The organism is Geobacillus sp. YF-1, assembly GCF_052692335.1.
Genome location: NZ_CP199850.1, coordinates 1,499,914 through 1,512,864 on the forward strand (window position 1 = coordinate 1,499,914; position 12,951 = coordinate 1,512,864).

Consider the following 12,951-nt stretch of genomic DNA (forward strand, 5'->3'; position numbering starts at 1 on the left):
TGTTTCGTAATAAGAAACAAGAAAGGGGACTGGAACGATGGCCGAGTACGTACAAACAGGGACGATCCAAGTGGCCAAAGTGCTGTACGACTTTGTCAACGAGGAGCTTCTGCCGAACAGCGGAGTGGATCAAGACAAGTTTTGGCGCGATTTCGGCGCGCTCATTGCCGATTTGACGCCGCGCAACAAAGCATTGCTCGCCCGCCGCGACGAAATTCAAAACCAATTGAATGAGTGGCATAAAGCGCGTCGCGGCCGCTTTGATTTCAATGAATACAAATCGTTTTTGACAGACATCGGCTATTTGGAGCCGGAAGTGGAAGATTTCGAGATTACAACGGACAACGTGGACGACGAAATCGCCGTGCAAGCCGGGCCGCAGCTCGTCGTGCCGCTGACGAACGCCCGCTATGCGTTAAACGCCGCCAATGCCCGCTGGGGCAGCTTGTATGATGCGCTTTACGGGACGGACGCCATTAGTGAAGAAGACGGTGCTGAGCGCGGTTCGTCATACAACCCGGTGCGCGGGGCGAAAGTGATCGCCTACGGGCGGCAGTTTTTGGATGAAGCGGTGCCGCTGGCGCAATATTCCCATAAAGACGCTGTCCAGTACGCCATTGTGGATGGGCAGCTCGTCGTGACCATCGAAGGAGGGGCGACGACGGGGCTGAAAGAGCCGGAAACATTCATCGGCTTCCAAGGCGAGCCGCAACACCCGACGGCGGTATTGCTCAAAAACAACGGCCTTCATATTGAAATTCAAATCGACCGCGAACATCCGGTCGGCAAAACAGATCAAGCCGGCGTGAAAGACATCGTCTTAGAAGCGGCGGTGACGACGATCATGGACGGCGAAGATTCGGTCGCAGCTGTCGATGCCGAGGACAAAGTGGTCGTGTATCGCAACTTGTTTGGTTTGATAAAAGGTGATTTGACCGCGACGTTTGAGAAAAACGGCAAAATGATGACGCGCGCCTTGAATCCGGACCGCATCTACAAAACGCCGGATGGCGGGGAGCTCGTGCTGCCGGGCCGCTCGCTCATGTTCGTGCGCAACGTCGGGCACTTAATGACGAACAACGCCATTTTGGATGCCAACGGTGAAGAAGTGCACGAAGGCATCATCGACGCGGTGATTACCAGCTTGATCATGAAACATTCGCTGATCGGCAACACCCGCTACTTGAACTCGCGCAAAAGCTCGATTTACATCGTCAAGCCGAAAATGCACGGGTCGGCGGAAGTGGCGTTTGCCAACGAGCTGTTTGACCGCGTCGAAGATTTGCTCGGCCTTGAGCGGAATACGATCAAAATCGGCGTGATGGATGAAGAGCGCCGTACGTCGCTTAACTTGAAAAACTGCATCTACCAAGTGCGCGACCGCATCGTGTTCATCAACACCGGCTTCCTTGACCGGACAGGCGACGAAATTCACACGTCGATGGAAGCGGGGCCGATGTTGCGCAAAAACGAGATGAAATCATCGACATGGCTGCAGGCGTATGAAAAATCGAACGTCGCCGTTGGGCTTGCCGCCGGATTCCGCGGCCGGGCGCAAATCGGCAAAGGGATGTGGGCGATGCCGGATTTGATGGCGGAAATGTTGAAGCAAAAAGGAGCGCAATTAAAAGCCGGCGCCAATACAGCATGGGTCCCGTCGCCGACAGCGGCCACGCTTCATGCGCTTCATTACCATCAAGTGAACGTTGCCGCTGTGCAAAGCGAGCTGGCAAACGAACGGCGCGATTACCGCGACGACATTTTGCAAATTCCGGTCGTCGACAATCCGCAATGGACGGCGGAAGACATTCAAGAGGAGCTTGACAACAACTGCCAAAGCATTTTAGGCTATGTCGTCCGTTGGATCGACCAAGGGATCGGCTGCTCGAAAGTGCCGGATATCCACAACATCGGGCTGATGGAAGACCGGGCGACGCTTCGCATCTCGAGCCAAATTCTCGCCAACTGGCTCCATCACGGCATTTGCACGAAAGAGCAAGTGCTGGAAACGCTGAAGCGCATGGCGAAAGTCGTCGATGAACAAAACGCCGGCGATCCAAACTACCGTCCGATGGCGCCGAACTACGACGATTCGGTGGCGTTCCAAGCGGCATGCGATCTCATTTTCCTCGGCTACGAACAGCCAAACGGCTATACGGAACCGATTTTGCACCGCCGCCGTCAAGAAGCGAAAGCGAAATTTGCGGCAGTGGAACAATAAACAACCACTTGAACAAGGGCTGCGCGCCCTTGTTCCTTCCTTATCGAATTTGTTCTGAAAATTTTGTAAATAGAAAGGGGGCAGTTCCTCGTTGCTACTGGCCGGTTTTTGAACGAAACGGAGAACAAAACGGCGCAAACGATGTGGCGAGGTTGGTAGCCGGGAATGAGCGATGGAGAATTTGCGGGAACGTGCGTTGCTTGTCCATCGGCAGGCGAAAGGGAAATTAACCGTGGAATTGAAAGTGCCGGTCACGGATGCGAACGATTTAAGCGTCATTTATTCGCCGGGAGTGGCCGAGCCGTGCAAACAAATTCATGCCGATGGAGAGGAAATTTACAACTATACCGTGAAAGGCAATTTCGTCGCGGTAGTTTCCAACGGCACAGCGGTGCTTGGGCTTGGCAACATTGGCGCGCGGGCGGCGCTTCCGGTCATGGAAGGGAAAGCCGCTTTGTTTAAAGCGTTTGCCGGCATCGATGCCGTGCCGCTTTGTTTGGACACGGAAGACCCGGAGCAGATCATCCAAACGGTCAAACTGCTTGAGCCGACGTTTGGCGGCATCAACTTGGAGGACATTGCCGCTCCGGCCTGCTTTGTCATTGAAGAGCGGCTCCGCCAGGAAATGGGGATTCCGGTGTTTCATGATGATCAGCATGGCACGGCGATTGTCGTGGCTGCTGGGCTAGCGAACGCCTTAAAAGTGGTCGGCAAATCGCTCGCCGATTGCCGGGTGGTCATCAACGGCGCTGGCGCCGCCGGGGTGGCGATCGCCAAATTGCTGCTGTCGATGGGGGTCGGTGACCTGATCGTTTGCGACACAAAAGGAGCGATTTATGCAGGGCGCCCGCACGGGATGAACGTCATTAAGGAAGAGATTGCTCGGCAAACGAACCACCGCCGTATCTCCGGGACACTGGCGGACGTCATTCAAGGCGCGGATGTGTTTATCGGCGTTTCCGTTGCCGGCGCGTTGACGCCAAGGATGGTGCAGACGATGAACCGCAACGCCATTGTCTTCGCTTTGGCCAATCCGGTGCCGGAGATCATGCCGGATGAGGCGAAAGCCGCTGGAGCTGCTGTTGTCGCGACCGGCCGCTCCGATTTGCCGAATCAAGTGAACAACGTGTTAGCGTTTCCGGGGGTATTCCGCGGCGCGCTTGACGTGCGGGCGACAGAGATTAATGAGGCGATGAAAATCGCTGCGGCCGAAGCCATCGCTGGGCTGATCCAGCCAAAAGAGCTGGCGGAAGACTATGTCATCCCGAACCCGTTTGACCGGCGCGTTGTCGAAGCGGTCGCTTCCGCCGTCGCCCGCGTCGCCGTGGAGACCGGGGTGGCGCGAGTCACGGAAAAAACTGCGGAACGAATTCGTGTCAGAGAGGGGTAGGATTTGTCCGTTTTCTCGCTGACGGCGCCATGCGCGCCGGTGGCCCTCTTTTTGCCTGCAAACGCCCGGCTGTTCGTGTATAATGACGAGCAGAGAGAACAAATCGAGGTGAATGAAATGGAAAAAGAACATACGGTCAAGTCCGTGCGCCGGGCGCTGCAAATTATCGAGATTGTCAGCGCGAAAAAGGATGGGCTGGGTGTGACGGAAATCGCCAAGCAAATGGACATCAACAAAAGTTCGGTCTATCGTATTTTAACGACGCTCGCCCAATACGGCTATATCGAACAGCATCCGGAAACGGAGCGGTATAAGCTCGGTTACAAATTTTTGGAACTCAGCTCGAAGCTGCTTGATTCGATCGATTTGCGCCAAGAGGCAAAGCCGTATTTGCGCCAGCTCGAAAAGGAAACGAATGAGGTGATCCACCTCGTCGTCTATGACCAAGGGGAAGTCATTTATATTGAAAAATTGGAAGGAACGGAGACGCTGCGCATGCATTCGAAAGTCGGCAAGCGCGCGCCGATGCACTGCACGGCGGTCGGAAAGGCAATTTTGGCGCATTTGCCGCCGGCGGTGGCCGCCGAGATCATTGAGCGAAAAGGGCTGCCGAAGCATACCGATCGAACGATCACCAACCGCGAGGCATTTTTCCGTGAGCTTGAGACCGTTCGGCAAAACGGATATGCGCTCGATTTGGAAGAAAACGAGTATGGCATCCGCTGTGTGGCGGTGCCCATTTTTGACTATACCGGCAGTGTCGTAGCGGCGATCAGCGTCTCCGGCCCAACGATTCGCATGACCGACGACCGGATCAGCGATTTGGCCGTGCGCATGCGCCAGCTCGGCAGCGAGCTGTCAGCTCGGCTTGGGTGCCGGCAGCCTCACTCCGTCCAGCTGTAACAGCTGGACGCTTTTTTTAGGAAAAAGGCGCTTTTCACGCCAAGGAAGAGGCGCTTCCTCATCAATGTTTTTCGTGCAAATCAGCAAGCCATGCATGTAAAATAGAAGCGAGGTGATTTGCGACGTGAAAAAACAAACGCTTTCGGAATGGATGGAGCAGCTCCGTCAAGATCCGCATGTCGTCTATTGGCATGAAATCGAACCGAAAGAAGCGGACACCGTTCCGTTTCCCGCTGAACTTGACGCGCGGGTGCGCTTGGCGCTCGAGGCGCGCGGCATCGCTTCGCTGTATACGCATCAGGCGGCCGCGTACAAGGCGGCGCGGGGCGGGCGGAACGTCGTGGCCGTCACACCGACCGCTTCCGGAAAAACGCTTTGCTATAATTTGCCGGTGCTGGATACCATCGCGAAAGCGCCGGAAAGCCGTGCGCTTTATTTGTTTCCGACAAAAGCGCTCGCCCAAGATCAAATGCATGAACTCCATGAGATCATCGCCGAGATGGAGGCGCCGATTTACACGTATACGTATGATGGCGACACGCCCACGGTGTTGCGGCAAAAAATCCGTCAAGCCGGCCATATTGTCATTACGAATCCGGACATGTTGCACACGGCGATTTTGCCCCATCATACGAAATGGATTTCTTTGTTTGAGCAGCTGCGTTATGTCATTATTGACGAATTGCATACATACCGCGGCGTGTTCGGCAGCCATGTCGCGAACGTGATTCGCCGCTTAAAGCGAATATGCGCTTTTTATGGGAGTTCCCCGACATTTATTTGCGCTTCAGCGACGATCGCCAATCCGCAGCAGCTGGCTGAGCGGTTGACAGGGGAACCGATGACGCTCATCGATCAAAACGGGGCGCCGCAAGGGCGGAAGTGGTTTGTGCTTTACAATCCGCCGATCGTCGAGCGAACGATGAACGTCCGGCAAAGCGCGGCCAAAACGGCGGTCGAATTGGCCCGCCAGCTGCTTTTCAACCGGATTCCGACGATCGTATTCGCCCGCAGCCGCGTCCGCGTCGAACTCATTTTAAGCCATTTGCAGGCAGCGCTGCGCAGCCGGGGCGGAGAAACAGCGGTTCGCGGCTATCGTGGCGGCTATTTGCCGAACGAGCGGCGCGCGATTGAAAAAGGATTGCGCAGTGGGGAGGTGCTCGGCGTCGTCAGCACAAACGCCCTTGAACTCGGCGTTGACATCGGACAGCTGCAAGCGTGCGTCATGGCCGGGTATCCAGGAACGATTGCCAGTACATGGCAACAGGCGGGACGCGCCGGCCGGCGCCACGGCGATTCGCTCGTAGTGCTGGTGGCCAGCTCCAATCCGCTCGATCAATACATGATCTCCCACCCGGAATATCTTTTCGCCCGCTCCCCAGAAACGGCGCGCATCAATCCGGACAATTTGCTCATTTTGGTCGACCATCTCAAATGCGCGGCCTACGAGCTGCCGTTCCGGCGCGGCGAGACGTTCGGCGGCGTGGAGGTCGAAGAGGTGCTCGATTTTTTGACTGAGCAAGGGGTGCTAAACGAACGCGCCGGCCGCTGGCATTGGATGAGTGACGCGTTTCCGGCGCATGATGTCAGCTTGCGTTCTGCGGCTCAGGAAAATGTGGTCATCATCGATCGTTCCGAGACGGCCCGCCCTCGCGTCATCGGCGAGATGGATCGGTTCAGCGCCATGACGCTGCTCCATGAGGAAGCGATTTATTTGCACGAGGGGACTCAATACCAAGTTGAAAAGCTGGACTGGGAGGAGAAAAAGGCGTACGTCCGCCAAGTGGATGTCGACTATTTTACAGACGCCAATTTGGCCGTGCGGCTCGATGTGCTGTCGGAAGACCGCTGCCAAACGAACGGGTCGATGGTCGTGCGCTATGGAGATGTATCGGTTCGGGCGATGGCAACCATTTTTAAAAAGATCAAGTTGTCGACGTTTGAAACGATCGGCTCCGGGCCAATCCGGCTTCCGGAGGAAACGATCCATACGTCAGCGGCATGGGTGGAGTGGGAGACGGTGCCGCCGCAGTTTTCACCGGCGCAGTTTGAACAGCTTCTCGTCAGCATGGCCAATGTGCTTGGTCACCTTGTGCCGGTATTTGTCATGTGCGACCGCTCTGACATCCATGTCGTGCCGCAATTAAAAGCTCCGCATTCCGGGCGGCCGACGATCTTTCTTTACGATCATTACCCCGGCGGTGTCGGTCTGTCTGAGGCGGTGTTTGAGCGATGGACAGAAATCGTAGAGCGGGTGCGGCAATGGGTGGAGCATTGCCCATGTGCGGACGGGTGTCCGTCGTGCATCGGCGTTTCAAGCGCCGCTTTGCCGTCAGTGAAGCGTCAGCTCGTTGCATTTTTACGCGAGCAGATGGCCGCTTGGCTGCCGTCATCGGTTTAACAAACTAGCCGATGATCAACAGTTCGTTCGAATGGCGAAAAGGGGTCGGTCACGAGGGGGCAAGTGAACCAAGTACGGCTAGGAGGCCGGTGATTTCGTGCAAAACACCGTTACGTTCGACCTGTTTCTCAAAGAGAAACCTTGCAGAATCAGCTTTCTTTTTTGAATGAAAATGTCGCCGATTGGTGTGTGACAGCGTTTTTTCACCAGCCTTCTAGAGCCGGTAGCGTCAAAAGTTCTATGAAAACTCCACACAAACCATTCCATTGAACATCGTGGGGCATGCGGAGAGCCAAAGGGAGGTGGACGGATGAAGCCGAAGTTATCGCAATGGAAAGAGTTGCTTGCCGCTCGTCATCAGTCAAAACGGCCGGCGGACGAAAACGAGGAAGCGGCCAAGCAGCGGTCGGACGTGCCGTATGTCGATCTCTGGCAGGAATACGACGTAAAGCCGTATTGGTATGAGGGCGATTATTGCCTTGTTCGGGAAACGTCGTATCCGCTCACTTGGCCACACGGCCGCTATCGGCTTGGTGATTTGTATGACGTGCACCGAAGATGGCAGGAGGCGCCTTTTTCCCATCCCCTTTCGTGCCGCGGTTTGGCCGTTAGCGATTTATTCTTTTTTGATACCGAGACGATGGGGTTGTCGAGCGGGGTCGGAAACGTCATGTTTTTGCTCGGCCATGCCCGCGTGCTCGGCGATCGCGTTGTCGTTCGTCAGCACGTGCTGCCTTATCCCGGGGCGGAAGCGGCGCTTTACCAAAGCTTCTTGTCGGATGTCGATTACACAACGCTAGTCACCTACAACGGGAAAGCGTTCGACTGGCCGCGCCTAAAAACCCGCCATGCTCTCGTCCGCGACGTCGTCCCCCGCCTGCCGTCGTTCGGCCATTTCGACTTATATCACGCCGCTCGCCGCTTATGGAAAGATGCGCTCGACTCCCTTCGCCTTGAGGAAGTCGAACGGAGCCTGCTGTCGATCGAACGGGGCGAGGATGTGCCGGGCTTTTTGGCGCCGATGATGTACAAAGAGTTTTTGCACACGCCGCATCCCGACCGAATGATGCCGATATTGCGCCATAACGAAAACGATGTGCTGTCGCTCATCTCCCTTTACATCCATTTATCCATCCAACTGCTTGAAGCGGCACAGCTGGCCGATCCTAGGGAGCAGCTGGCCGCTGCGCGATGGTTGGAAGCGGTGGGGGAAACAGCCGTCGCCCGGAACGTCTACGAACAAGCAAGCGGTAAAGAAGCAAAAGAGGCCGAAGCGGCAAAATGGCAACTGTCGCTTTTGTATCGACGAGAAAAGCGATATGAAGAGGCCGCGGCCATTTGGCGCGACTTATTGGCCGGCGGGAACGCGCGCTGGAAAGTGAAAGCCGGGTTGGAGCTGGCGAAAGCGTATGAACACCATTTCCGCGATGCCAAAGAGGCGCACCGCTATGCGGTGATGGCGTACGAAGCGTGGCGGCCGCTCGCCCGGGCAAGCCGGGAACGCAGCGAGAAAGAGGAAATGGAGTGGCGCAAGCGGTTGGCGCGGTTGGAACGCAAGAAAGCCAAGTCGTCGTTTGCTCATTTCCCTGGCAAGCGCAAAATGTGACAAAAATGCAAAAATAGCGGCTTTTTTGTTGCGAATCTTGTAGAAAAAAAGAAAAACATGTACAATGGCATCGGAACGAATGAAAACGATGGCAGGGAGACGAAGACGATGCGAAGCATGTACAAAAAAATTTTGTATCTCTTTTTTATTGTCGTCGGCTTGACGTTTGTCGTGTTTCGGTATGTGTACTAACAAGAGCTTGCCCAACGTTTTTCGTTGACGGGAAGGATCGAGCAAGGCGCCTGCCAAAAGAAGAAAATGGGTATCTATACTAGTACAAGACGGCTCTGTTCATCATAGGCTAGTATTGTCAACAATCAGCCTAGATGATGAAAGGAGAAGGATGCTATGCATTGCCCACCACATGTAACGGCGCCGATCGTTCATCCGCCTCAATGTTGCGTCCAACACCATTTCCAAGCAACGATTGTGCCGCATATCCATCCATCGCACACGACGCACGTGTATCATCACCTGTATGAACATCAGCATTATTTCCCGCATACGGAATCGGCAGTGGCACAAGCGGCCAACCGCCATGTGTACTGCCCTGCTCCGATGCCGGGATGGGGGCCATTCCCTGCGCCACCTATGCGCTAAAAAGGAGTGGCTCGAGGCCAAAAAGGGTGTTCCCGTCAACACGGGGACCCCTTCTTTTGCGTGACAATGCAAGACTGGCGCCAGATTTTCAACGGGTCGAGGGCAGACCATTGCCCATGGAACTTTTTCATAAAAATCTCTAAATGGAGCTGATTTCCATCCTTGGCTGGAGGGCAAAGCGTTGCCCATGGATCTTTTTTGTAAAAACCCCTTTACCAAACGTTGATTTCCATCCTTGGCTGGAGGGCAAAGCGTTGTCCATGGCGTTTCTATGAACATCCCGCAGCGGCAATGAATGTCCATGCTTGCCGGGAAGACGCCGCGATCGGCTTTTTTGCTGAACATCCGCGCAGCGAGCCATGCGCTTCATCCTTGGGCGGAGGGGAACCGATGGGCCATGGCGCTTTTTTGCTCGCCCTGTTCTTGGTTTCGAAAACGCTGAAAACGGTTTGGCAGACGGACGATCCGGACATAGCATCGAAGTGGAGGCGTCGCTTCGTTTCTTCCGCTCGGTTCATTGACAATCAGCGCAATTTCTGAAAAAATAAAGGAAAGATGATCGTTGAATGCGGATTGAGGTGAAAAATCATGTCAGCCCAAAGGGTGAAACTGACGCCAAAGGACATATTAGAAAAAGAGTTTCGAGTCAGTATGCGGGGGTACAATCAAGACGAGGTCGATCAGTTTTTGGATCTCATCATCAAAGATTACGAGGCGTTTCAGCAAGAAATCGATGAGCTTCGTCAAGAAAACGCCCGGCTGAAGCGGCAAGTTGAGGAGTTGCAAAAACGGCCGGCTGTATCGGCGGGAACGACGAATTATGATATTTTGCAGCGTCTTTCCAACTTAGAGAAGCATGTGTTTGGCCGCAAATTGTATGAATAGTCGGCAGAGCCGCGTCAGCGAAAAAATCCCGGTTTTTTCCTCTTGCTTGCTTGAGGAAAATGAATTATACTAGAAGATGCTCGCAGCGTTCATCATGTTCGGGTAATCGCTGCGGCCGGTGTTGGCCGTAGAGGAAAGTCCATGCTCGCACGGTGCTGAGATGCCCGTAGTGTTCGTGCCTAGCGAATCCATAAGCTAGGGCAGTCTGGCTTCGGCTGGGCTGACGGCGGGGAAAGAACCTACGTCCGCTATGCGGATATGGTTCGATTACCCTGAAAGTGCCACAGTGACGGAGCTCTAAGGGAAACCTTAGAGGTGGAACGCGGTAAACCCCACGAGCGAGAAACCCAAATGATGGTAGGGGCATCTTCCCGAAGGAAATGAACGGAGGGAAGGACAGGCGGCGCTCGCTGCCTGTAGATAGATGATTACCGCCGGAGTACGAGGCGCAAGCCGCTTGCAGTACGATGGTACAGAACATGGCTTACAGAACATGATGAACGCGGTGGATGGAATCGTGAAAAGCCCTCCTGCAGGAAGGAGGGCTTTTCCATTTCTTTTTGCTGTTTTTTCGCTGTCATGGCTATAATGAGGAGTAGAGAAACGGAGCTTGTACATACGTCTGTTAGATAGGGGGAACATAATGACTTCGTTTTCGTTGATTGCCACGGCCGCGATGGGGCTCGAATCGGTCGTCGCCGACGAAGTGCGCCGGCTTGGCTACGATTGCCAAGTCGAGAACGGCAAAGTGACGTTTGAAGGCGATGCGCTCGCCATTTGCCGCGCCAATCTTTGGCTGCGTGCCGCCGACCGTGTAAAGCTGAAAGTCGGTGAGTTTCGGGCGACGACGTTTGAGGAACTGTTTGAACAAACGAAGGCGCTGCCGTGGGCCGATTATTTGCCGAAAGATGCGGAATTTCCGGTTATCGGGAAATCGGTGAAATCGACGCTGTTCAGCGTTTCCGACTGCCAAGCCATCGTCAAAAAAGCGATCGTTGAAAGTTTAAAAGAGCGCTACCGTCTATCATGGTTCCCGGAAACCGGACCGCTTTACCGCATTGAAGTGGCGCTTCATAAAGACATTGCCACATTGACGATCGATGCGAGCGGAGCGGGACTGCATAAACGCGGCTACCGTGTCCGTCAAGGGGAAGCGCCGCTTCGGGAAACGCTCGCCGCCGCCTTAGTGCTGCTGACGAATTGGACGCCGGATCGCCCGTTTGTCGATCCGTTTTGCGGATCGGGAACGATTGCGATTGAAGCGGCGTTGATCGGGCAAAACATCGCCCCGGGATTTAATCGCGATTTCGTGTCCGAGCAGTGGCCGTGGATCGGGGAGCGCGCATGGGAGAGGGCGCGTCAAGAAGTGGAAGATATGGCGCGCTACGATGAGCCGCTCGATATTTGCGGGATCGACCTTGACCCGCGCATGGTTGACATGGCCCGGGAGAACGCGGCCGAAGCCGGATTGGCCGATCTTATTTCGTTCCAAACCGGACGGGCGGAGCAGTTTCGGACAGACAAATCGTACGGAGTGATCGTCAGCAACCCGCCATATGGGGAACGGCTCGGCGAACGTCGGGAAGTCGAAGCTCTTTACCGTGCTATCGGCCGTGCCTTTTCCGCCTTGGATACGTGGTCGGTGTACATCTTGACCGCCCACCGCGGCTTTGAAACGCATTACGGCAAGCCAGCGACGAAGCGGCGCAAGCTGTTTAACGGTTTCATTGAGACGCATTACTATCAGTACTGGGGGCCAAGGCCGCCGAGGAAATGCTGATTTACGTCGGTAAGGTTATTAGAAAAAGAATTGAGTGATTGAGAAAAATAGCACCTAGCTGAAATAAATTAAAATAAATGCAAATAAGTGATTTGTTTTGTGGATTTTATGGTATAATTTTCATAAAGACTGCATACACTATTACCCCCTTTTTATAGGAGGTGATAGTGTATGTGTCGGGAGGAGGAAAAAGATATGGCGATTGCTCAAAGAAATGATAGTGAAAAATTAGCATTTATGGACGACATAAAATCGATCATTCGAACAAATATGAAGAAAAAAGGGTTAACGCCTGCGGAAGCGAGGAAGTCTTTAGGAATTAAGAAATATGAAAAAAAATAATATTAAAGCAGTTCTTGATACAAATATTTTTATTGCAGCATGGTTTGAAGAATCTACGTAATGTGAAAAAATACTTGAATTGGTCAAAAATAGAAAAATGAGACTTCTCTTCGCTCAGGATACTATTGGTGAATTGATTTATTTGGTTAAAAATTTTGCACGTTATAATATCGATAATGTATCTGAAAGAATTTTATTGCTGAAATGGATCGCGGAACTTTTTTATTATTCATTATCAGTTAATACGATGAATGTTGAAATTGAAAAATCTAATGATGAATACGATGATATGTTTTTAAAATGTGCTATTGAAGGAAAAGCCGATTATTTAATAACAGATGATCTGAAGCACGGTTTACATGAAAGAGAATTTGATCATTTAAAAGTATATACATCAAAAGATTTTGTAAAACAATATGAGGAAGAACATGGTGAAATAAAAATACAGTCGTCTTAAGACGGCTTTTTATTTTATGATTATATAAACCTGTGGTGCTAGTTGAGCGTTACTAGAATCAATTGTAGCGAGCTTTTCACATCTTCGCATCAAGAATGGTTATAAATTAAGGGCGTATCAATATAGTAATGGGGGCGATGGTCATGGAATAGTATGGGCTATACCTGTTGATAAAGAGCTACCAGCTCCAATAGAGTGCGAGCGTTTCGATGGTCATTTTCTGCCTGCACCGAAACTACCCTTTGCTTGGCTAGATTTCATGCAAGCTCATGCGCTTTCGTTGACTTCTTGACGGCTATCCATCATAATATTGTTTTGTTACCGGAAATAAGGCGCGCAACAAAAGTGTTGCGCGCTTATGCATGA

At 53.1% G+C, this 12,951-nt stretch carries 12 protein-coding genes and 1 other RNA gene; 12 read left to right on the forward strand and 1 reads right to left on the reverse strand.

Going from position 1 to position 12,951, the window contains the following annotated elements:
• Positions 1 to 37 precede the first annotated feature (37 nt).
• The 7 genes from ACTVIM_RS07495 to ACTVIM_RS07525 all read left to right on the forward strand — a co-directional run bounded on the left by ACTVIM_RS07495 (position 38) and on the right by ACTVIM_RS07525 (position 9,121).
• Positions 38 to 2,221: a malate synthase G gene (locus ACTVIM_RS07495; protein ID WP_445614133.1), complete on the forward strand. Its 2,184-nt coding sequence runs from the start codon at positions 38 to 40 to the stop codon at positions 2,219 to 2,221.
• A 172-nt stretch (positions 2,222 to 2,393) separates the two neighbouring features.
• A complete protein-coding gene (locus tag ACTVIM_RS07500; protein ID WP_445614134.1) occupies positions 2,394 to 3,611 on the forward strand; it encodes an NAD(P)-dependent malic enzyme in 1,218 nt (405 codons plus the stop codon).
• A gap of 117 nt (positions 3,612 to 3,728) precedes the next feature.
• Positions 3,729 to 4,514: an IclR family transcriptional regulator gene (locus ACTVIM_RS07505; protein WP_033017753.1), complete on the forward strand. Its 786-nt coding sequence runs from the start codon at positions 3,729 to 3,731 to the stop codon at positions 4,512 to 4,514.
• A gap of 124 nt (positions 4,515 to 4,638) precedes the next feature.
• Positions 4,639 to 6,915: a DEAD/DEAH box helicase gene (locus ACTVIM_RS07510; protein ID WP_445614135.1), complete on the forward strand. Its 2,277-nt coding sequence runs from the start codon at positions 4,639 to 4,641 to the stop codon at positions 6,913 to 6,915.
• Between the two features lie 310 nt (positions 6,916 to 7,225).
• Positions 7,226 to 8,521: a ribonuclease H-like domain-containing protein gene (locus tag ACTVIM_RS07515; RefSeq protein ID WP_445614136.1), complete on the forward strand. Its 1,296-nt coding sequence runs from the start codon at positions 7,226 to 7,228 to the stop codon at positions 8,519 to 8,521.
• Positions 8,522 to 8,578: 57 nt separating this feature from the next.
• Entirely contained in the window at positions 8,579 to 8,713 is a 135-nt protein-coding gene (locus ACTVIM_RS07520) for a hypothetical protein (RefSeq protein WP_255358705.1), read from the forward strand.
• Between the two features lie 156 nt (positions 8,714 to 8,869).
• Positions 8,870 to 9,121 (forward strand): CotD family spore coat protein, encoded by a 252-nt coding sequence (locus ACTVIM_RS07525; protein WP_081897222.1) that lies wholly within the window; start codon positions 8,870 to 8,872, stop codon positions 9,119 to 9,121.
• A gap of 139 nt (positions 9,122 to 9,260) precedes the next feature.
• Here ACTVIM_RS07525 and ACTVIM_RS07530 read toward each other — a convergent pair whose 3' ends face one another.
• Positions 9,261 to 9,482, reverse strand: a complete 222-nt coding sequence (locus ACTVIM_RS07530) for a hypothetical protein (RefSeq protein ID WP_445614137.1) — start codon at positions 9,480 to 9,482, stop codon at positions 9,261 to 9,263.
• 227 nt (positions 9,483 to 9,709) lie between these two features.
• Between ACTVIM_RS07530 and gpsB the strand changes: the two genes are divergently transcribed.
• The 5 genes from gpsB to ACTVIM_RS07555 all read left to right on the forward strand — a co-directional run bounded on the left by gpsB (position 9,710) and on the right by ACTVIM_RS07555 (position 12,585).
• Positions 9,710 to 10,006 (forward strand): cell division regulator GpsB, encoded by a 297-nt coding sequence (gpsB, locus tag ACTVIM_RS07535; RefSeq protein WP_033017746.1) that lies wholly within the window; start codon positions 9,710 to 9,712, stop codon positions 10,004 to 10,006.
• A gap of 94 nt (positions 10,007 to 10,100) precedes the next feature.
• Positions 10,101 to 10,498, forward strand: an RNA gene (gene rnpB / locus ACTVIM_RS07540) — RNase P RNA component class B.
• Positions 10,499 to 10,649: 151 nt separating this feature from the next.
• The gene (locus ACTVIM_RS07545; protein ID WP_445614138.1) at positions 10,650 to 11,786 is read left to right on the forward strand and encodes a THUMP domain-containing class I SAM-dependent RNA methyltransferase; all 1,137 of its coding nucleotides are present in this window, start codon (positions 10,650 to 10,652) and stop codon (positions 11,784 to 11,786) included.
• A 195-nt stretch (positions 11,787 to 11,981) separates the two neighbouring features.
• Positions 11,982 to 12,128 (forward strand): hypothetical protein, encoded by a 147-nt coding sequence (locus ACTVIM_RS07550; RefSeq protein WP_445614139.1) that lies wholly within the window; start codon positions 11,982 to 11,984, stop codon positions 12,126 to 12,128.
• 97 nt (positions 12,129 to 12,225) lie between these two features.
• A complete protein-coding gene (locus tag ACTVIM_RS07555; protein ID WP_445614328.1) occupies positions 12,226 to 12,585 on the forward strand; it encodes a PIN domain-containing protein in 360 nt (119 codons plus the stop codon).
• The last annotated feature ends 366 nt before the right edge of the window (positions 12,586 to 12,951 follow it).